Genomic DNA, 21,508 nt, shown 5'->3' with positions numbered 1-21,508 from the left:
AACCTTAAAAAAGAAGATATCCGTATATGAAAAGAAGATTGCTATTTGGTGAACGCATGTTACTGGGAAATGGAACAGAACCTTTTAACGCGGTCATTCCGTTCAGACTGAAAGGGACTTTTACATTAAAAGAGATCCAGCAGGCTTTAGCCCAAATTCAAAATAAACATCCATGGCTGAGAGCATTAATCAGCCATGATGAAAAAAATATTCCCTGGTTTAATGTTCCTGAAAAAACCATTTCTATTCCTGTAAGAATCGTCACCAGACAAAGTGAAGATCAGTGGCAGGAAGAATCCAAAAAAGAATGGAACACCACCTTTAATTACGAAAAACTACCCCTGATCCGGTTTATCTGGATCAAAGGAGAAGACGTCTCCGACATGCTGTTTGTATTCCATCATTGTCTTTGTGATGGTGGCTCTGCAATGGCTTTCTTAAAAGAGTTTTTCATCGTTCTGGACAATCCGGCTGCCGATATAGGAATAGAAAACCCGATAATGGGAATTCAGGATGTAGTTCCTGCCCATATTCTGAACAGTCGAAGACAAAAACTAAAAGCCAGATTTATCGGAAGACTGGCAGCTACAGCCATCAAATGGCTTCCGGTAAACAAAAAACCTGTTGAAAGACAGAATGACTATCTGATCCATGGAAAACTGGATGAAGAAACAAGTCAGCAGGTCATCGCTTATTGCAAATCCCAGGAAATTACCGTCAATACATTTTTGAGTGTCGCATTATTACATTCATTTAAAAAAGTAAGAGGTAAAAAATCCTTCAACAAAGTTTCCTGTCCGGTAGATATCAGACGTTTTGCCAAACAGATTAAAGAAGATCATATCTTCGCTTTCGGGCTGATGATTGTGATTTCTTATGATGAAAAGCTAAGCTTTACAGAGAATCTCCGTGCAATGCAGAAATCTGTTGAACAAAAGGCTTCAAAGCTGGATCCGTATATCACTATGATGGTAATGGAATCCGGACATGATGCGCTGAAAAGTTTCACCAGACTGTTAAAGAACGGAAAGTCTTCCAACGACTGTATGTTTTCTAATCTGGGACCTCTTCAGATTCCCCATGAGTATAAAGAGTTTTCAGTAGAGACAATCTTTAGCCCATCGGTCATTGGTCCATTGGGAAATACCACAACGCTGGTGGTTTCTACCTACCGTGGAAGAATGGATTTTTCAATCATGGGAAGCGAAGGCTATTTACCTTATACTGAAGTAACAGCCATCCGTGATGAGGTTCTGAGGACAATTTATTCACAAGTTAAACAAACAGCAGTATCATGATCAAAAGACCCTTAATGATGGTGGAAAGGATCATGTATGTAGATCCGGAAACACCTTTAAACTGTATTTATACAGCAAAAATAAACGGACAGGTTTCTGAGGACAATTTTAAAACAGCCTTAGTGAAAATCCAGCAGAAGCACCCTATTCTGAGAGTCAATATTGATCATAGCAGGGGGCGCTATCCTTTTTTTATGGGACAAAGGGATATTGAGCCTATTCCCCTTCGTATTGTAGAACGAAAGACAGATGATGATTGGATCAAAGAATCCGAAAAAGGATGGTTTCAACTTTTTGAAACTCCCAAAAAGCCACTGGCCGAAGTAGTCTGGATAAAAGGACAGGATACTTCCGAAATTCTTTGGATCATGCCTCACTGCATTTCAGACGGAACCACCGGAGTGACCTTAATGCGCGAACTTCTGAGTTTGCTGGATAATCCTCATTCCCCGCTGATTCCTTATGTAGCTTTTGAATCTGTAGATGATTTTCTGCCTTCGGATTTTAATACAGGAATCAAAAAATATAAAGCTAGCCTCTACTTGCTATTTGCCAGGGTATTCTTTTCTATCCAACGAAAAAGTAAAAAGAGAAACCTTGGAAAAAACTACGCCATCCACTGGAAAATGACGCCGGAGGATACAAAACTGATCACAGAAAAATGTAAAGCCAACGGAATCTCCGTTCATGCTTTGCTGTGTTCTTCTGTGATGCAGGCGTTCAGGGATATTCAGGGAGACCGTGCCAAAGGGAAGGTGATCAGTCCTGTAGATGTACGCCATTTTATCCCGGAAATAAAAGAAGATCATTTATTTGCTTTCGCTCCAACCGTAGAACTTTCCCTGAAAAAAGACAGCAAGGATGTTCTGAGCAATGCCAAGCAGATCAAAAGAGATCTTATTGAGAAAATTGATAAGCTGGAAGCCCGTGAACTCCTATGGATGGGAGAACGCATGCATCCCATTGTGGAACGTATGATCCGTATGCTGAGATCCAGCGAAGGCGGACATGATGTAACCTTATCCAATATGGGAAAGGTAAATATCCCGAATGATTACACAAATTTCAATCTGGAAACGGTCTTTAGTCCTACCGTGGCTTTCCCATGGCTGAACTCGAATACCTTAGTCGCCAGTACGTACAACCAGCAGATGGACTTCACCTTCATGTCCAATGAAAATTTCCTTCCCAAAGAGGAAGCCCATAAGATAAAAGATAAAGCCATTGAGCTATTGACCACCTCATGAAATTTAAAATAAAGCCGCCAAAGCCAAAACCTATAAAAAAAACCACCCTCAGACGCTTTCTCATGAAGCGTACGATTTACTATGTCCTCCCGAATGTATTTTTTAATTTCATCATCGCGTATGCCAGCTTTAAAGAGCTAGGCTACACCCATTTTTTCTCAGGAACCCAAAACCTGGCCCGCCTTACCCTGCCAATGGCTATTTTCCTTCCGGTAGTCCTTACTATTGATATCATCAAAAGAGTAACCGACGCCGCCAGCCAGGAAGCCATAGAATTTACCGTAGACGAACAGTTAAATATTAAAAAGCTAATGACCAAACTAAGCATCCTACATGGTTTGATTACAGGTTCATTGGTACTCTCCCTACTCTTTATAGGACAATACAATTTCTCAAAGGATTATAAGCTGGACGCTACGGCAATGGCTGTTGTTGTGGGTGTATTGGCAGGTGTGTTGTCTGTGGTGTTTGTGTATTTGCCGATTTGGAGATTGAGGAGGTGGATGTGTAGGAGAACCGCTTCAACAATTTTAGATATTAATTAATAATATTTTTTATCCGTAATATAAATAAAGACCTGAACATTAATAATTCAGGTCTTTATCATTAATATAAACATACTCATTTATGGATTACCGTAATTTTTTTTCTCTTGTTTTATTTTTCTTTGCATTTTAATATCATTATTTTTACGGCAAATACTATTTTTCTTTCAATAATGGCTAAAAAAGACCAGACGAAATCCACTGAAGAAATTCTTTGGGACTCTGCAAATAAATTACGTGGCTCTGTAGAACCATCAGAATATAAACATGTTGTTCTAAGTTTGATATTTCTCAAATTTGCGAATGATAAATTTTTAAGAAGAAGACAAGAGCTTATCAACGAGCACAAAGAAGCATTTCTGGAAATTCCGGAATTCTATCAGGCAGAAAATATTTTTTACCTTCCTGAAGAATCCCGATGGACATACATTATAGAAAATGCTAAACAGGAAGACATTACTTTAAAAGTAGATTCTGCACTGAAAACAATAGAACGTACCAACAAGTCATTAGAGGGTGCTTTACCAGATAATTATTTTTCCCGTCTTGGGTTGGATCAATCTAAATTTTCAGCGTTACTAGATACTATTAACAATATTGATACGCTGAAAGATGAAGCCCACGATATTGTAGGGCGTGTTTATGAATATTTCTTAAGTAAATTTGCTATCGCAGAAGGAAAAGGAAAAGGAGAATTCTATACCCCAAAATCTATTGTTAATCTGATTGCAGAAATGATAGAACCTTACAAAGGAAAAATCTATGATCCATCCTGTGGTTCTGGTGGTATGTTTGTACAATCCCTTAAATTTATTGAAAAGCATAAAGGAAATAAAAAGGATGTCTCTATTTATGGGCAAGAATTAACTAACACGACCTATAAACTGGCTAAAATGAACTTAGCTATCCGTGGTATTGCTTCTAATCTTGGAAGTAAGGCTGCAGATACCTTTGCTGATGACCAGCATAAAGATCTGAAAGCCGATTATATTATGGCTAACCCACCTTTTAATTTAAAAGACTGGCGTGCAGAAAATGAATTAACAGATGACCAGCGATGGGCAGGCTACGAAGTCCCTCCAAAGTCCAATGCTAATTACGGATGGATTTTGAATATGATCTCCAAACTATCTCAGAATGGTGTTGCCGGGTTTATTTTGGCAAATGGTGCTTTATCAGGTGGTGGTGAAGAATATAAAATAAGAAAGCAGATTATTGAAAATGATTTGGTGGAAGCTATCGTCATTCTACCAAGAGCAATGTTTTATTCTACAGATATTTCTGTGACTTTATGGATTTTGAATCGTAACAAAAAAGAAAGAACTCTACAGGTAAATGATGGTGTTAAAAACTATCGTAGCCGTGAAAACGAGATTCTTTTTATGGATCTTCGTCAAAAAGGAGAACCTTTTGAAAAGAAATTTATTCAGTTTGGAGAACAAGAAATTACAACAATTGCTCAACATTATCATAATTGGCAGCAGATTGATTGGAAAGAAACATATCAAAATGTTCCTGAATACTCTTATAGTGCAACTTTAGAAGAAGTTCGTAAAAAAGATTACTCATTAGTACCAAGCAAATATATTGAGTTTGTGAACCGTGATGAAAATCTGGATTATGAAGAGCAAATGCAAATCTTACAATCTGATTTAAAAGATCTTTTTCTACAGGAAAGCAATTTGAAAAAAGAAGTTTTCAATGTTTTTAAAACTTTGGGTTATGAACTATAAAACTCTCGGAGACTATATTAAAAAGGTTGATAACAAAAATAAAGACCTTAAGGTGCTTAATCTACAAGGATTAAGTATGAATAAAGAATTTAGAAAATCTACATCTAATATTGTAGGAACAGACCTATCTAAATACAAAATTGTTAAACAGGGGCAATTTTGTTGCGATTTTATGTCTGTAATTCGAGTTCATAAATTACCGGTAGTCTTAAATAATCTTGGAGAAGATGTGATCATTTCTCCTGCCTATGTTGTTTTTGAAATTATAGATAAGAATATTATTTTACCAGAATATTTAATGATGTGGTTTCGAAGATCCGAATTTGATCGATATGCAGATTTCAGATGTGATAGTTCTATACGTGGGGGGTTTCAATGGGAAGAGTTATGTGAAGTTAAGCTTCCTATACCCTCGATTGAAGAACAAAATAAAATTGTTACTCAGTACCAAATTGTAGAAAATAAAATAAAAGTCAATGAGCAAATTTGTGAAAAGCTAGAAGCTACTGCACAGTCTTTGTATAAACATTGGTTTGTTGATTTTGATTTTCCTAATAAAAATGGAAAACCTTATAAATCTTCTGGCGGTAGAATGATTTGGAATGAACAGCTAGAAAAGGATATTCCGGAAGGATGGAAAATAAAGAATTTGAGTGAAATTTCTAAGATTATTATGGGGCAATCTCCAGAAGGTGAAAGCTATAATGATAAAGGAATAGGTAAAATATTTTATCAAGGAAGAACAGATTTTGGATTTCGAATTCCTGAAGTAAGAATTTATACAAAAGAGCCTAAAAGAAATGCTAAAAAAGGAGATATCTTAATGTCTGTTAGAGCACCAGTGGGAGATTTGAATGTAGCAGATGTTGATTGTTGTATTGGAAGGGGGTTAGCAGCTTTTCGTTCCGATTATAATAGTTTTATATTTTATCTCTTAAAAGATTTTAGAAATTACTTCAATTTAAGTGAAGGAACAGGAACTATTTTTAGCTCAATAAATAAGGATGAATTATTTAATTTAAAAGTTATTTTCTGTGATGAAATCATTTTAAATTTTGATGAAATGGTAGGAAATATAGAAAGGCAAACAATTAATATTTCTAAGCAAAACCAAAAATTATCTCAACTCCGAACCTTATTATTATCTCAATTGGCAGCAAAAAAGAATTTGGAAAATATGTATGAGAAAATAAGAAAATTATAATAAAAACTATGGAGTAGTGAAGAACCGAAGTGGACGTATTAGGGCAAAAGGCGAAAGTCTACCTAACTTGAAAAACGGTTAGAGTCTGTAGATTTCATATAGACAAATAACTAAGAGAATATCTTGGGAAACTTGTCCGAAGAGACCTATCTGAATCAATTTCAGTAAGGTTGGAATCATACCAGAGATGAATGTTGTCAATTTGTTCATACCATTTGAATATAGTTGCAAAGTTACATCAATTATTTAGCTACCCAGCATATAGTCGGAGCGATGAGCAATCATCGATAGAGCATGTCTACTTCAGGGGAATGTATAATTTCCTAAAGGATTGCTTCGCACTGGGTCTTCGCTACTCCTTTTATAATCATGGAAATAAAAGATTGGTTTAAAATTAAGAGATATCCTCATATAGGTTTTCCTATAGAGAGTAGAATGCGATTGCAATGGATTGAAAAATATATCACTAATCCTGACCAAATGGCTAAACATGGTTTTTTACCCTTCATTCATAAAACTAATTATCAGAGAAAATTTAGAAAAAAATATGACGAAAATACAGGAAAGAAAATAGTATTTTATGAAGATGAAAAGTTAATTTCTAGATATAAAAAAGAAAAGAAAAGAGAAATATTCTATGCAAGTCACATCGATGCATTAATTTATAGCTATTATGCTACAATACTTAATGTAGAATATGAAAAATGTATTGAAAAACATAATATTGGAGAAATAATTAACGCTTATCGATCGATTCCTTTAAATCCTACAGATCCTAATTCAAGTAATAAATGTAATGTCGATTTCGCTAATGATGTATTTAAATACATACTGGATTATAATCAAACAGAGTTTTCTGTAATAGCATTTGATATTTCCAGTTTCTTTGATAACTTAGATCATAAGTTATTAAGAAATATTTGGATGGAAGTTTTAGATGTAAAATCACTTCCACCAGATCATTTTAATATTTATAAAAATATTACAAGATTTTCTTTTATTGATCTTGTAGATATCTTTAATCTTTTTCAGAATCAAATTTTTACAAGACGAAAAAATAAAGATGGCACTAATCTGCCTATAAAAAGGCGTAAAGTAGCAAAAATAAAATTTTTAAAAAGTCAAAATGCCATTGCTTTTTGTACAAAAAAAGAGTTTTATGCCAATAAGGGAAAACTACTTAGACCCTCAAAAACTTTTAAAAATAAAGATGGAAGCATAACTTATAAAAACTTTGGCATTCCACAAGGTTCTCCTATTAGTGCTATTTTAGCAAACATGTATTTATTACACTTTGACAAAATCATTAATGATGTAATATCTAAGTTTGGAGGAATCTACCGCCGTTATTCTGATGATATGGTAGTAATATGCCCTCTCAACAAAAAAACAGAAATTTCTGAATTGATTTACACGGAGATTGAAAAATATAAGTTAGAAATTCAAAGAGAAAAAACACAAATCTTTAGATTTAAAAAGGAGAATGATAGATTGATCTGTGGTCAAGAATTTATTAAGCAAATTAATTGGGATAAAAACTTTATTTATTTAGGATTTGAATTTGATGGGAAATATACTAAAATCAAGTCTGGAAGCATTTCCAACTATTATAGAAAAATGAAAAGAAGCATCCGTCGGGCAAAACACTACTCTTCTAAAAAAGGAAAATTCAAAAATGAAATATTTAAAAGAAGACTATATAAAATGTTTACCTATAAAGGAGCAAAAAGATTAAAAAAATATAAATGGGATAACAGTCAAAATAAATTTATTAAATCGGAAGATTATAACTGGGGAAATTTTTTATCTTATGTCTATAAATCTTCAAAAGTAATGGTAAATAATAAAATAAAAGGACAAATTAAAAACCACTGGAAGGTTTTCCATGACGAATTAAATTCTTAAAAATAATTTTATTACATTTAAACTAATATCATGAAATATACTGAATCCCAATTAGAAAAATCATTCATTCACCTTCTAAAAGAAGAAGGTTATGAGTATTTAGATGGCAAAAAAATATTGCGGAGCTCTAATCAAGAAGTATTGATCAGGGAAGATCTAAGTGATTTTCTAATGCAGCAATATCCAGATCTGGAAGCTATAGAATTGGAAACGATTATTAATGAACTAGCCTATCAACCGGCATCTAATCTATATGATAGTAATAAGCATATTGGAAAGCTTTTAGCAGATGGTTGGATTTTCAAAAGAAATAATCCTGCTAAAAAAGATCTGCACATTCGTTATATTGATATTGATGAAAACAGTCTTTTACAAACCAACCATTTTAAAATTGTCAATCAATTAGAAATTCAAGGTAAGGAACTTCGTATTCCTGATCTTATTCTTTATATCAATGGTATTCCTATTGTCGTTTTTGAGTTTAAAACCTTAATTGAAGAAAATATAACAATTTTTAATGCTTTCACACAATTAACAGTCCGTTACAAAAAAGACATTCCGGAACTGATGAAATACAATGCATTTTGTATCATCAGCGATGGTGTGAATAATAAAGCAGGATCTTTATTTGCACCTTATGATTTCTTCTATGGTTGGCATAAAATTACCGGAGAAGAAAAGAAAGCTTTAACAGGGATTCATACTGTAACGTCTATTGTTCATGGAATGCTTAATAAACAAAGGCTTGGTGATATTCTACATCATTTTATTCTGTTTCCCGATACTTCTAAAAAAGAAGAAAAAATACTTTGTCGCTATCCTCAATATTATGCGGCAAATAAACTTTTTTACAACATATTAAAGCATCGTAAACCTGAAGGTGATGGTAAAGGTGGAACCTATTTTGGAGCTACAGGATGTGGAAAAAGTTTCACCATGCTATTCTTGTCCAGATTACTAATGCGTTCGACAAAATTTTCGAGTCCAACAATCATTATTATTTCAGATCGTACCGATCTTGATGATCAACTTTCCAGAGATTTCACTAACGCCAAAGACTTTATTGGAGATGAAAATATTATCAATATAGAATCCAGAGAAGATCTGAGAGCAAGACTGAGAGGGAGAGAAAGTGGAGGTGTTTTTCTGACAACAGTTCAAAAGTTTGCAGAAGATAATAAAATTTTATCTGATAGAAATAATATTATCTGTATATCAGATGAAGCCCATCGCTCACAGGTCAATCTTGATCTAAAAATAAAGATTGACGAAGCTGGAGTAAAAAAAACTTATGGGTTTGCAAAATATCTTCACGATTCTTTACCTAATGCAACTTATGTCGGGTTCACTGGAACACCTATTGATAAAACACTTGACGTTTTCGGTGAAATAGTAGATTCTTACACAATGTTAGAATCTGTTGCAGATGAGATTACAGTAAGATTGGTGTATGAAGGTCGTGCTGCCAGAGTGAATCTCGATCATTCTAAAGTAGTCGAGATTGAAAAATATTATGACAACGCAGTTGCTGAAGGAGCTTCCGAATATCATGTTGAAGCCAGTCAGAAAGCTATTGCTAAAATGGAATCTGTATTAGGAGACCCTGACCGCATCAAAGCTATTGCACAAGATTTTATTCAGCATTATGAAAGCCGTGTAGCAGAAAAAGCTACTGTTGCTGGCAAGGTCATGTTTGTATGTGCATCTCGTGAAATTGCCTATAAACTGTTTTTAGAAATTATTGCGCTTCGTCCGGAATGGAATGAAATTAAAATTGCAGATCACCTTACCGAAAAAGAACAGAAAGAAATAAAGCCTATTGAAAGTATCAAAATGGTTATGACCAGAAACAAAGATGATCATGAATCACTTTGGAATCTTCTGGGAACAAAAGATGACCGCAAGGAGCTGGATCGCCAATTTAAACAAATCCATTCCAATTTTAAGATAGCTATTGTGGTAGACATGTGGCTGACGGGATTTGATGTTCCTTTTCTTGATACAATCTATATTGATAAGCCGCTGCAAACCCATAATCTTATACAAACTATTTCCCGTGTAAACCGAAAGTTTGAAGGAAAAGAAAAAGGTTTGGTAGTAGATTATATAGGAATTAAAAAAAATCTGAATCACGCTTTGGGATTATTCAATAATCAAACCGCCACTGATGATTTTGAGGATTTGGATAAAGCCGTGATTATTGTAAAAGATCAACTTGAGTTATTACGACAGTTTTTCTACCAGTTTGACACCACAGATTATTTTACAGGTTCACCTGTAGAACAGTTACAATGTTTAAACAGAGCATCAGAACTGGTTTTACAAACGGAAAAATCTGAACAGTTTTTTGTAGAGGTAACCAAAAAATTAAAAGCAGCATATAATCTGACCTGTGGTTCTGAAATATTCAACAGCAACCAAATAGATGAAATACACTTCTATTTTGCTATCAAATCTATAGTAGTAAAACTAACCAAAGGTGAGGCACCAGACACTGCACAGATGAATGCTAAAGTGAGCAAAATGGTAGAAGATGCTATTGTTTCGGAAGGTGTTGAAGAAATTTTTAAACTGGATGATAACAAGGCAAATGCTATTGATCTGTTCAATGATAAATTTCTTGAAAAAATTAATAATCTTGAATTACCGAATACCAAAATTAAAATTTTAGAGCGCCTTTTAAAACAGACTATTTCCGATTTTAAAAAAGTCAATAAAGTAAAAGGGATGGAGTTTTCTGAGCGACTACAGAACATTGTCAATCGTTATAATGAAAGAAGTGAGCTCGATATCTTAGATTATGATGGCATACAAGCAGATACATCAGAACAGATCCTTGATTTGATACTGAAGCTTCGCACCGAAATGGCGTCTTATCAGGACTTAGGAATCGACTATGAAGAAAAAGCCTTTTATGATATACTTGATTCTATCTCTAAACAATATGGATTTGACTTCGACAAAGCTAACATGCTGGAACTGGCTCAGGAAATAAAGAAGATCGTAGATAACACCGCAGAATATCCTGATTGGAGTGACAGAGAAGACATCAAAGCAAAACTAAAAATGGATATTATTGTAAAATTACATCAATATGGCTATCCGCCCATTACACAAGATGATGTATACAAGAATGTTCTGGAACAGGCAGAAAATTTCAAAAAAAACAGATAAAATAAGAGGCTAACTTTTTAAGTTGGCCTCTTTACTTTTATAATTAATTATCTTTTCTCAATAAGCTTCTCCAGCCTCATCATCATCTCATCCTTCTCCTTCAGCATACGCTCATAAAGTTCCATTTTCTCTTCATGTAATTTCTTAATTTCTTCAATGGTATTTACATTAAAAGTAGGTGTATGGCCTGTATTTAAGAAAGAGCCATTATCAAACGTATTAGAAATAATATTCACCGCCTGCTCCTCATTAAAATTCTGAAATGCTTCCACCGGAATTTTCAATACTTCAGAAATTCTTTTCAGTAAAGGGTCTTCAATAATTTCTTTCTGTTCCAGCAAAGAAACTTTCTTCTGGTTCCAGTCGTCCCCAAGATCAAGAGCCAAAGCCTCCTGCTTGATGCCCAGCATTTCCCTGAATTGTTTCACAGGTTGGAGGGACTTCCGAAGGGCCAAGGAGAATTTCTGAGCAATATTTACAGAAAACTTACGCTTTCCCGTAATTATCCATTAAGGATTTTTCTTATTATTGTAAACCAAAAACAACAGATCCATGAAAACAAATATCATTTATCTCTTTATATGATCATATAAAAGATGTTCAACATTTTTATCAGAATAATTTACGCCTGATATGAACTCCATTGCTTGTAAATGGGTTATTAACTAAGACAATACAAAAAACTAAAAACCAACATGACTTTTACAGAATTAATTGACAAAATAGAGGTTTGGGAACCTTGGCAGGGAAAATATAATCGTTTTGTACCTCAGTTTGTAGCAGAGGCAAGTACAGGAAAAAATTGGAAAGATTGGGATCAGGATATATTCAATGAATTTTTCATGCGTTCTGTCGGCCAATGTGTATCTTCTTTAAAGCGAGGCTATTTTACTAATGAAGAAAAAGACCTTATCAAACAAAATTGGCATCTTCTTTCTCCGTTATTACAAAATATTGCATTAAGCCAACAAGAACCCTTATTTGAAGATTATCACAAAATCAAAAATCTGATTCGCACATATACTACCAATAACAATAAAGCAGCTACTAACAGGCTTATTGCAGCGCTTCAACCAGAGCTATTGTGCACAGTGGTGAATGAGGATAAATTAAGAAGCTTAATATATCTTCTGAACAAGAATGTTGAGGATTTTGAAATGGAACTTACATATGACTGGTTTCAGGACAGCTATAACCTTCTTCATATATTTAAAGAAAAACTCCATAAAAGTGTTTATGAAATTGTAACCCTTCCTTGGCAGGTTTACGACTATTTTCAGGAACAAAATACCCTATCTTCCACAGAACAAAATGATATGAGTGAAAATAAACTGGACCAGCAGATCCAAATTTTAAAATATAAAAAACAAATCATCCTGCAAGGACCTCCCGGAACCGGAAAAACAAGAATGGCCAAGGAGTTGGCCGTCCAATTATTGGGGTTGAATAATGCTAAAGAATTAAAAGACAATCCGCAGTTTAAGCTTATCCAGTTGCACCCTAGTTACGCCTATGAAGATTTTGTAAGGGGTATTGTAGCAGAATCTAAAGGAGAAAGAATTGAGTATAAGAATGTAAATAAAACGCTTGGTTTATTTACCGAAGAAGCGTTAAGAAATTACAAAGCGAGTACTGATATTTCTTCAGAATCTAATATTGAAATATGGATTGATACAAAATTTGAAGAATTTAAAACTAATATTGAAGCAAAACTACCTGAAGAAGAGGTAGTCCTTTCTGGTGACATTAAGATTTATGACGTGACAAATTCATATTTCAAATATGGAAAATCATGGCAAACTCCAGGGTATTTGAAATTTAGTGAATTTAAGAAATTAGTTAAAGCTATAATCCTTGATGAGTTTGAATTATCAAATAAGCAATTAGATAAAGACAAATTTATTCATGCACATTACCGTTACACCTATTACAATGCTTTATTAAGGATTTTCTTTGATGAATACCAATATCAGGGTGAATCTTATCCTGAAAAGTTGCAGAATTATGTACTTGTTATTGACGAAATCAACCGGGCCAATCTTTCTTCCGTTTTAGGAGAACTTATTTATGCTTTAGAATATAGAGGAGAAGCTGTTAATTCCATGTATGAAGTGGAGGATTCAATTCTCTCAGATAAAAATCACTTAATCCTCCCTCCCAACCTATACATCATCGGCACCATGAATACGGCAGACCGTAGTGTTGGACATATTGATTATGCGATACGACGACGCTTTGCTTTTATTGATGTGCTACCTGAACCTCTTGAGGATGACGAGCATATTCATTTTAATAATGAAGGGTTCGAAAAAGTTTCGGACCTATTTAAAAATGGAAATGTAAGTGGTGAATTTGAAGCGAAGGATGTTCAACTGGGACACAGTTATTTTATTGCCAAAAATGAAGATATACGAGCTGATCAGACAAAAGAGGAAATTTTCACAATGAAGATGAATTATGAAGTGGTTCCTATTCTTCTGGAGTATGTAAAAGATGGTGTTCTTATCGGAAACCACGGCGGAAAAAACATCAAAGAATATATCAATGATCTGAAAATAAATAATTAATGGGAATTTTACTTTCGGAACATAAAAGTTTTCTGATCAGAAGACTTATTCCTGAAGAACCTTTTTTGGATACGCAGGATGAACTGCATCTTGATGATGAATCTTTTCAGTTGTTTACAGCTTTGGAAAGTAAAGAGTTTAACCATCAGTCTTTTTCATTTTCAGTGGTGAAAGGAGAAAATCATTGTGAGATTAAAGCTGATTATTTTGTTGGCGTTGACTGGCTGGGGAATACCGGCAGAACCATTTATGTAGAGCCTAAGATCAATGCGGGTTTATCTCAATATTTCCAGAACTGTCTTAGTGAGGAAGAAAATTCCATTAAAATTCCCGATGAGTTTAGTAGTAAAGATAAAGCAGAAGCTAAGGAAATCAACTACCTTAGTATTCTTTTAAACATCATGTCTTTACCGGAAACAGCCAAATATTCCAAAGATGTCATTCAAATAGATTGGAATGCAAAATATATTGAAATCGATCAAAAAGACGACCGTCTAACTCCTTTTCTTATCATACAGTTTTTGCAGCATTTAAGAACAATTGTACGAAAGGGTCTGAAAAAATCATATTATAAAAAACAAGAAAACCTTAACAGTAAAATTAAGGGTAAAGTATTGGTAGGCCAGCATATTAAAAAAAATATTTTAAAAAACAGGCTTACCTCCACTTTTTGTGAATTTCAGATGTTTGGTGAAGATCATTTAGAAAACAGATTTCTTAAAAAAGTATTGGATTTTGCCACCAGCTACATTGAAAATAATCCATTATTATTCTATTCCAATCTAGAATCTATCAAACATATTTTAAGTTATTGCAGACCTGCATTTGAACATATCAGCTCTGATGTTGATGAGTATCATTTAAAACATATTAAAAAGAATCCTTTCTTCAATGAATATGGAGAAGCTATAAGGATAGGACAATTTATACTAAAACGTTTTTCTTATACCATCACAAAAACAACTCAGAAAAAAATAGAAACACCTCCTTTCTGGATTGATATGCCCAGATTGTTTGAACTGTATTTTTATTATCAACTAATAGAAGCAAACCCCGGAGATGAGAAATATATTCACTATCAATTCAAAACTTACGGAAATCACCTGGATTTTCTGATTAGTAAACCGGATTATGAAATGGTCATCGACACAAAATATAAGTTGAAATACACAAAAAGTCATATTCACAAAGATATTCGCCAGGTTTCCGGATATTCCCGTTTAAAAAAGGTTATCAATGAAATGAAAAGTAAAAGTGATAAATGGGAGGAAGATAAAATGATGGACTGCCTGATTATTTATCCTCATCTTCACCTGCCTGATGAAGATCATTGCAATAATCCTCCGTCGTTATTACATAATTTTTCAATTGAAAATATAAAAAAGCAATTTGATAATAAGGAGAATCAGATTGCAGCTTATCACAAAGTATTTAAATTAGGAATAAATCTGCCTTTAGCTTAGTGTTGAATATTAAAAAATAAAAAAGGTTCAGCTTTTTAGCTGAACCTTTTTATTGATATCGTTTGTAATGAATGTCAAATACTGTTAACTCCCCGATCCCGGCCCATTCAAATACTCATTGCTGATATCTTTCTCCTTTTTAAAATCCATCTTCCCGAATTTGTAGCTGAAGCTGATTCCAAAAGAGCGGTACGGCAGATCTCTTACAGAATAGGACTGATAATCTCCCGTATTTACGGTAGTTATCTGCCGGATATACTTGTTGAACGGATTCGTAATGGTAAAGCCTATGCTTGCTTTTTTGTTCCAGAACTCTTTTCTACCCGCTAAGGTGTAGGTAGTGGATTGTGGATTTTTACCCTGTATATTTTTAGCCGCTGAGTTATAATTTCCAAATACTTCCAGTACAAAATTCTTTGGAAACTGGTAATTAAGATTCAGATTTGCACGGTAACGCATTCCCATATCCAGATTACCTACATACGTATGGCTTACAATATAACGGTGAAATACCATGATATTACTTCGCAGATTCATGGCATTATGAAAAAACGGCAAAGAAAGAGAGATGATTCCTCCGGAATTGTATTCCTTACCAATATTATCCCTTGCCGTAACCGATACATTGGTGTATTCTGTTCCATTAGCTGTAAATGTGGGATAAAATGTAGTAATCTGTTTTAAATCCTGACTGTTGATCCGCTCAACCAATGACATAGAGATATTACCACCATTCGTAAAATTCTTTGTGTAGCCCAGTTCCATATTATCTCCAATTTCCGGCTTCAGGGCTGGATTTCCAGTGGTGATATTATGAGGATCACTAAAGTTCAGGAAAGGGTTAAGCTCTGTATATTCAGGACGTTCTACCCTTCTTGTGTAAGAGAGTTTCAACGTTTCCCCGCTATCAAATTTATGGGATACAATGAATGATGGAACCAACAAACCGTATGACGGGATATTCGTATTCGGAAAATCAATTTTAAGGGTGGTATATTCATATCTCAGCCCTGCTCTTACATCCAGCCAGTTCAATAATTTAAGCTTCGAAGAGAAGTAAGCAGCATAGATTCCCATATCATAATTTAATTGGTAAGACTGCAGCGGATCTGTTTCATACTGACCCGATAAAGCATTCAGAACATGTACATCTGTGGCATTGGTAATATGCTGCTGCACGGTTTTCGCACCCATTTCAAAGGTAATATTGTCATTCAGAGGATGCACATAGTCAATTGACAGGTTATGACTGTTATCTGTTCCGGGGTTGTTCCCTGAAATTCCATTATAAGGAGATGCAGCTCCGGACAAACTCTGTGTCTGGAAATAGCTGGTGGTGGGGGAACCATAACTGAACACATAGTCTGCTGTAAGCTCCTGCCCTTCTTTTTTAAAGGTTTTTCTGAAGCTCAGACTTCCATCGATGGAACGAACAGAAGACTGATTATCAGACGTTCTGGACCCTATGATGGATTGTACATTGGAAGTGTTATAATCCGTTATATACTGCTGCTGGCCGATCAGCCCGGTACTTTTATTGGAAAAGCTGTTAAAGGATAAAGAGCCACTTAAAGCAGTGGACGTACTCATCGACCAGTCAAATCCCAGCCCTGTTCTGTATCCGTGTCTCTCAAAATCAGTATAACCATCCTGTAATAGACGAGTCCCTGTGTTGGAGGCTGTATCTTTGGAAGTTCTGTCCTGAGAAAATGGAGTTTTTGCTTTCAATTGAGCATTTCCGCTGAAAAAAGCATTCATGCTGAAATTATTATTCCTATAATTCAGATTCAATGATCCGGTTTCGAATAAAGTTCCGCCAGTTGCGTTGACGCTTCCGTTAATTCCCTTTATTTTATTATCCTTTAAAACAATATTAATAATTCCTCCTGTACCCTGTGCATCATATTTTGCTCCCGGGCTGGAAATCACTTCAATACTTTTAATCTGACTCGCAGGAATAGATGCCAGGGCATCCGCCAGACTGTTTCCAAATATACCTGAAGGTTTCCCGTTGATTAAAAACCGGATATTTGAATTCCCCTGAAGTTCAACATTTCCATCCGCATCTACGGTTACCTGGGGAACTTTTCTCAAGACATCAATGGCTGCTCCATTTTGAGAAGTTACATCATTGGCGGCATTAAATACGATTTTATCAACTTTATTTTCAACCACTGCTTTTTTTCCCACAATTGTTACTCCTTCCAGAACCGTTTCCCCATTGATCAATTGAATATCACCCAATGAAACAGTCATATTACTGCTCCCGATCTGAATATCAGAAGTGGTTTTGTTTTTGTACCCCGCATAAAAAACAGCTATTTTGTAGGTTCCCAAAGCAATATGATCTATTGAAAATTCTCCTTTTTCATTGGAGACAGCTCCATTCACTTCTTTATTATCCTGATTCAGCAGGCCAATACTGGCATGATCTATTGTATTTCCTGTTTTGGAATCTACAATTCTTCCGCTTATTTTCCCCTGATCATCCGCTTGTTGTGCATTGGCCATTCCTACAGAAAAAAATAGAGCCAATAAAATTGATACTTGTTTCACTATGATTATAGAATTATTACAGTGCAATAATGGGGATCAATTTAGCATAAATTCTGAATTTATATGGGAATTGAAAAGAATACGAAATAAAGTTAAATAACTTGCTGTTCTTTAATAATCTAAATAATACTTTTAAGTTCAGGCAAAAGCCAAAGGAAAGAATATTTTCTTATTAAAATGGGCTAAAGCTCATTTCTATTGAATTCCTACAACTGATTAAGATAAAAGAGAGCTCCTGAGCCTGAACTCCTACGCCCTTCATAATACTTTAACACCCATTATGCCCTATCCCCCAATAAATTTTCGTTCTTTTGCAAAAGTTTTAATTTTTACCTAACTGCATGTCTAAGTTTGATGAAATCCGGTATTTCTATGATCAGGAAGTGAATGAGAGGTTACAGAGCATAGCTCGTGATCCAATGATGAAAGCACTGATGAATTTTACTTTTCCTGATACGGATGAGCAGGTTTGGCTGGAACAGTTTAAAAATGTTCATTCCATCAGTGATTTCCAGCATCAGTTTGTAGCGTATGCCGTTCGTCAGATCCTTGCGAAAAGTTCTGACGGCTTAACAACTTCAGGCTTTGATAAGCTGGATAAAAATACCCCTTACCTTTTCATCTCAAACCACAGGGATATCGTTCTGGATACTTCACTGCTTAATCTGGTTTTGCTGGAGGGTGGCTATATTATGACCGCTTCGGCTATTGGAGATAATCTTGTCCGCAAAAAATTCTTAAACGTACTGGCAAAACTGAACCGGAATTTTTTGGTACAAAGAGGTTTGTCCCTTCGTGAACAACTGACAAGTTCACAGACGATGTCTGAATATATTAAGGAGCAATTGCATCAGGGAAACCGTTCTGTATGGATTGCCCAACGTGAGGGCCGTACCAAAAACGGTAATGATTCTACCCAACAGGGTGTTTTAAAAATGCTTGCCATGGCAGCTGGAGATCAGTCACTGATTGATTATTTTAAAACTTTAAAAATAGTTCCGATCTCTATTTCCTATGAGTACGATCCTACAGATTCTTTAAAAATGCCTCAACTGCTGGCTCAGCACAGAGATGAAGAATATATTAAGGGGAAAAATGAAGATTTCACCAACATTATCAGTGGAATTCTGGGACAAAAGAAACGTATCCACCTTCACGCCGGTGATGTCCTTGATACTGAACTGAACGAAATTGCAGCGACCATTGACAATAAAAACAAACAGCTGCAGGCCATTGCACAGGTAATTGACCGTTCTATCATCAGTAATTATAAACTTTGGCCAACCAAATACATTGCTTACGATTTACTTCATAATACCAATACCTACGCTTCCGAATACACGGAACAGGAAAAACAGTTATTTACCCGCAGACTTGAAATGCGTATTGATCCATCCGATCCGGTTTCTAAAGAGTATTTCTTAGCCATGTATGCCAATCCTTTGGTGAATAAACTGAAGCTGGAAGAAGGTTTATAAGAAGAATTGACTACCAAATAATAAAAAACCACTGCTGCTGAGTAGTGGTTTTTTATTTTTTAAAGGGTTTTATTCTCCATGGGTATACTCAATCACTTTTTCTGTTTTTACATTTACTTCGGCATATGCAACACCTCCAATTGCCGGCGGTGTTGGAGAGTTTCCATGCACAATCCAGATACTGTCGTTTTTCTTTTCTGCAACGAACGGTTTTTGCTTATTTATTGTTGATTTACCATACACTTCGTTCCATTTTTTTTCAGCCACGGAAATGGCAATTTCTTTATCGGTTTTACTCTTTTCACAACTTAAAAGTGAAAATAATAATATGAAAGCAAAATATTTCATTTTAAATAAATTATGGATGATGTCTAAAGCTTCTTCGTTATTTTTTATAACACTTGCTCTGTTTTTCTCTGGTACTCAAATATAATTATTTTAAGACAAAATAGTGCTGAGATTTTACTTTTCAACATTCAGATCATCCTATTTGATCTGGCAGATATTTATTTGGTTTGTAACATGGAGTCTACTTCTATAATCGCATCTGCAAATGCTTTTGGAGCTTCCTGTGGCAAATTGTGTCCAATTCCACCTGTTAGAGTATGATGTGCGTATTTGCCTGTATATCTGGAAGCATAACTTTCCGGGGCAGGAAACGCAGCTCCGTTGGCATCACCTTCCAGGGTAACTGTTGGGACTGTAATGGCCGGAGATTTTGCAAGTTTAGCTTCAAATGCATCATATTGTTTTTCCCCTTTGGCCAATCCAAGACGCCAGCGGTAATTGTGAATTACAATATCAACGTGGTCAGGATTATTGAATGCTGTAGCAGAACGTTCGTAAGTCTGATCATCAAAAGTCCATTTTGGCGAAGCAGTTTTCCATATCAGTTTATTAAATGCCGCAGTATTCGCTTTATAGCCCTTATAACCTCTTTCAGTAGAAAAATAATATTGATACCACCATAAAAATTCAGCATTTGGAGATAGAGGTTTTTCGTTGGCCTTTGGACTTCCAATTAAATATCCACTTACCGCTACCAGCCCGGAGCATCGCTCTGGCCACAATGCAGCCATGATATCCGCTGTTCTGGCTCCCCAGTCAAAACCGCCAATGATCGCTTTATCAATTTTCAGAGCATCCATAAAAGCAATGATATCCAATGCGACAGCACTTTGCTGACCGTTGCGTTTTGTATTTGGAGATACAAAGGTAGTTGTACCATACCCTCTTAAATAAGGTATCAGAACACGGTAACCTTTTTCAGCAAGTATCGCAGAGGACTGTTCAAAACTGTGGATATCATAAGGCCACCCATGAAGAAGGATAACAGGTTTTCCGTTTGCAGGCCCTACTTCTGCATACCCTACATCCAGCAGCCCGGCTCTGATTTTCTTTGTATTCTGAAAAGCTGATCTGACAGCTGCATTTTCCTGATCTTTTTCGCCAGTACTATAAGTCTGTGCTTTTAGAGATAACAATCCAACTCCCATAAAAATAACCAGGGATAAAACGAATCGTATTTTTTTACTGATGTTCAATGTTGTATTCATAATAGTGATGTTTTATGATGGTAAAATTATGGTATAACAGAGCCAGGAATAAGTGCAAATACTTTGAGCAGGTCATATTGAGCGGTGAAAACTGATTTTCGGGCGGTAAACCGGACAGCAGAATACATAAAGATGTCTAAAATTATTATTAAAATATGCAAAACATAATTCATCTTCAGGCAGTTTTTCCAAAAACATTATCTTCGTATCTGAAAAAATTTGACAAAATGAAGAAAATAATATTTCTGGCTTCGGCTGTCCTTGTTCTCAATTCATGTGTAGTAAGAACAGCTACAAAAGTAGTATCAGGAGCTGTAAGCTTAAGCTATAAAGCAGTAAAAGGAACCGTCAACGGAATCAGCTGGGCGGTAAGCAAAGCAAAAGGAAAAATTGATGAAGACCGTCTGGATGGAACCTGGAAAGTCGTAGGAGTCTACCGTGGTTCTTTTGAGGAGTTTTCTAAAGATCAGAATCCTGATGGCTCATTCACCTCAGAATGTACGGAAGGTTTTGATCAGATCGTTTTCAAAGCCAAAAAATCTAAATTCAAGCCTGTACACTGCAGCACACAGGATGAAGACTGGGTGAAATATTCTATGGAGTTTGGAAAAAATCCTTCAACAAAAGAAAAGGAGAATTATATAGAATACAACTCGAATAACTATATTTCTGTCATAGATGCCAATAATAAGACGATGATCCTGGAAGGAAACCTGATGCCTAAACTGGCATTTTCCGGGGCTAAATTGTATCTTCTGGAAAAGGTAAAATAGAAATACAGA

General features: G+C 35.1%; 15 protein-coding genes. 11 read left to right on the top strand and 4 right to left on the bottom strand.

Going from position 1 to position 21,508, the window contains the following annotated elements; all coding sequences use genetic code 11:
- The first annotated feature begins 26 nt into the window (after positions 1–26).
- The 7 genes from SFA27_RS07070 to SFA27_RS07040 all read left to right on the top strand — a co-directional run bounded on the left by SFA27_RS07070 (position 27) and on the right by SFA27_RS07040 (position 11,106).
- Positions 27–1,298, top strand: coding sequence for a condensation domain-containing protein (locus tag SFA27_RS07070; protein WP_407297248.1), 1,272 nt, complete (start codon positions 27–29; stop codon positions 1,296–1,298).
- A complete protein-coding gene (locus SFA27_RS07065; RefSeq protein WP_407297246.1) occupies positions 1,295–2,545 on the top strand; it encodes a phthiocerol/phthiodiolone dimycocerosyl transferase family protein in 1,251 nt (416 codons plus the stop codon). The genes SFA27_RS07070 and SFA27_RS07065 overlap by 4 nt, the downstream gene beginning before the upstream one ends.
- Before the next feature lie 62 nt (positions 2,546–2,607).
- A complete protein-coding gene (locus SFA27_RS07060; protein ID WP_407297244.1) occupies positions 2,608–3,090 on the top strand; it encodes a hypothetical protein in 483 nt (160 codons plus the stop codon).
- 173 nt (positions 3,091–3,263) lie between these two features.
- Positions 3,264–4,823 (top strand): N-6 DNA methylase, encoded by a 1,560-nt coding sequence (locus SFA27_RS07055; RefSeq protein WP_407297242.1) that lies wholly within the window; start codon positions 3,264–3,266, stop codon positions 4,821–4,823.
- Positions 4,813–6,027, top strand: a complete 1,215-nt coding sequence (locus tag SFA27_RS07050) for a restriction endonuclease subunit S (RefSeq protein ID WP_407297241.1) — start codon at positions 4,813–4,815, stop codon at positions 6,025–6,027. The genes SFA27_RS07055 and SFA27_RS07050 overlap by 11 nt, the downstream gene beginning before the upstream one ends.
- Before the next feature lie 369 nt (positions 6,028–6,396).
- A complete protein-coding gene (locus tag SFA27_RS07045; RefSeq protein ID WP_407297239.1) occupies positions 6,397–7,932 on the top strand; it encodes a reverse transcriptase/maturase family protein in 1,536 nt (511 codons plus the stop codon).
- A 30-nt stretch (positions 7,933–7,962) separates the two neighbouring features.
- Positions 7,963–11,106 (top strand): type I restriction endonuclease subunit R, encoded by a 3,144-nt coding sequence (locus tag SFA27_RS07040; protein WP_407297237.1) that lies wholly within the window; start codon positions 7,963–7,965, stop codon positions 11,104–11,106.
- A gap of 47 nt (positions 11,107–11,153) precedes the next feature.
- Here SFA27_RS07040 and SFA27_RS07035 read toward each other — a convergent pair whose 3' ends face one another.
- Positions 11,154–11,516 (bottom strand): XRE family transcriptional regulator, encoded by a 363-nt coding sequence (locus SFA27_RS07035; RefSeq protein ID WP_407298163.1) that lies wholly within the window; start codon positions 11,514–11,516, stop codon positions 11,154–11,156.
- A 285-nt stretch (positions 11,517–11,801) separates the two neighbouring features.
- On the opposite strand from SFA27_RS07035, the gene SFA27_RS07030 reads away from it, so the two are divergent.
- Both SFA27_RS07030 and SFA27_RS07025 read left to right on the top strand, forming a co-directional pair.
- A complete protein-coding gene (locus tag SFA27_RS07030) occupies positions 11,802–13,673 on the top strand; it encodes an AAA family ATPase (protein ID WP_407297235.1) in 1,872 nt (623 codons plus the stop codon).
- A complete protein-coding gene (locus SFA27_RS07025) occupies positions 13,673–15,136 on the top strand; it encodes a 5-methylcytosine restriction system specificity protein McrC (RefSeq protein ID WP_407297233.1) in 1,464 nt (487 codons plus the stop codon). Before SFA27_RS07030 ends, SFA27_RS07025 begins: the two co-directional genes overlap by 1 nt.
- Before the next feature lie 84 nt (positions 15,137–15,220).
- Here SFA27_RS07025 and SFA27_RS07020 read toward each other — a convergent pair whose 3' ends face one another.
- Positions 15,221–17,692: a TonB-dependent receptor domain-containing protein gene (locus tag SFA27_RS07020; protein WP_407297231.1), complete on the bottom strand. Its 2,472-nt coding sequence runs from the start codon at positions 17,690–17,692 to the stop codon at positions 15,221–15,223.
- Positions 17,693–18,033: 341 nt separating this feature from the next.
- On the opposite strand from SFA27_RS07020, the gene SFA27_RS07015 reads away from it, so the two are divergent.
- A complete protein-coding gene (locus tag SFA27_RS07015; RefSeq protein WP_407297229.1) occupies positions 18,034–19,170 on the top strand; it encodes a 1-acyl-sn-glycerol-3-phosphate acyltransferase in 1,137 nt (378 codons plus the stop codon).
- Positions 19,171–19,239: 69 nt separating this feature from the next.
- Here the strand turns inward: SFA27_RS07015 and SFA27_RS07010 are convergent, their stop codons facing one another.
- Positions 19,240–19,518, bottom strand: coding sequence for a YbbC/YhhH family protein (locus SFA27_RS07010; protein WP_264517366.1), 279 nt, complete (start codon positions 19,516–19,518; stop codon positions 19,240–19,242).
- Positions 19,519–19,676: 158 nt separating this feature from the next.
- Complete coding sequence (locus SFA27_RS07005) at positions 19,677–20,726, bottom strand: alpha/beta fold hydrolase (protein WP_407297227.1); 1,050 nt, start codon at positions 20,724–20,726, stop codon at positions 19,677–19,679.
- A gap of 227 nt (positions 20,727–20,953) precedes the next feature.
- Between SFA27_RS07005 and SFA27_RS07000 the strand changes: the two genes are divergently transcribed.
- On the top strand, positions 20,954–21,499 hold the full coding sequence (locus SFA27_RS07000; protein ID WP_407297225.1) for a hypothetical protein: 546 nt from the start codon (positions 20,954–20,956) through the stop codon (positions 21,497–21,499).
- The last annotated feature ends 9 nt before the right edge of the window (positions 21,500–21,508 follow it).

The organism is Chryseobacterium sp. HR92 (assembly GCF_045689405.1).
GTDB lineage: Bacteria > Bacteroidota > Bacteroidia > Flavobacteriales > Weeksellaceae > Chryseobacterium > Chryseobacterium viscerum_A.
Note: the sequence above shows the minus strand (reverse complement) of the source record. Positions and strands in the feature narration are given on the sequence as shown.

What these genes read in the sequence shown, in the direction of transcription:
- SFA27_RS07025 (WP_407297233.1), top strand. Translation starts at nt 13,673, where the DNA reads ATGGGAATTTTACTTTCGGAACATAAAAGTTTTCTGATCAGAAGACTT.
- SFA27_RS07005 (WP_407297227.1), bottom strand. Translation starts at nt 20,726, where the DNA reads ATGAATACAACATTGAACATCAGTAAAAAAATACGATTCGTTTTATCC.
- SFA27_RS07015 (WP_407297229.1), top strand. Translation starts at nt 18,034, where the DNA reads ATGTCTAAGTTTGATGAAATCCGGTATTTCTATGATCAGGAAGTGAAT.
- SFA27_RS07030 (WP_407297235.1), top strand. Translation starts at nt 11,802, where the DNA reads ATGACTTTTACAGAATTAATTGACAAAATAGAGGTTTGGGAACCTTGG.
- SFA27_RS07060 (WP_407297244.1), top strand. Translation starts at nt 2,608, where the DNA reads ATGAAGCGTACGATTTACTATGTCCTCCCGAATGTATTTTTTAATTTC.
- SFA27_RS07050 (WP_407297241.1), top strand. Translation starts at nt 4,813, where the DNA reads ATGAACTATAAAACTCTCGGAGACTATATTAAAAAGGTTGATAACAAA.
- SFA27_RS07000 (WP_407297225.1), top strand. Translation starts at nt 20,954, where the DNA reads ATGAAGAAAATAATATTTCTGGCTTCGGCTGTCCTTGTTCTCAATTCA.
- SFA27_RS07040 (WP_407297237.1), top strand. Translation starts at nt 7,963, where the DNA reads ATGAAATATACTGAATCCCAATTAGAAAAATCATTCATTCACCTTCTA.
- SFA27_RS07045 (WP_407297239.1), top strand. Translation starts at nt 6,397, where the DNA reads ATGGAAATAAAAGATTGGTTTAAAATTAAGAGATATCCTCATATAGGT.
- SFA27_RS07035 (WP_407298163.1), bottom strand. Translation starts at nt 11,516, where the DNA reads ATGCTGGGCATCAAGCAGGAGGCTTTGGCTCTTGATCTTGGGGACGAC.
- SFA27_RS07070 (WP_407297248.1), top strand. Translation starts at nt 27, where the DNA reads ATGAAAAGAAGATTGCTATTTGGTGAACGCATGTTACTGGGAAATGGA.
- SFA27_RS07010 (WP_264517366.1), bottom strand. Translation starts at nt 19,518, where the DNA reads ATGAAATATTTTGCTTTCATATTATTATTTTCACTTTTAAGTTGTGAA.
- SFA27_RS07055 (WP_407297242.1), top strand. Translation starts at nt 3,264, where the DNA reads ATGGCTAAAAAAGACCAGACGAAATCCACTGAAGAAATTCTTTGGGAC.
- SFA27_RS07065 (WP_407297246.1), top strand. Translation starts at nt 1,295, where the DNA reads ATGATCAAAAGACCCTTAATGATGGTGGAAAGGATCATGTATGTAGAT.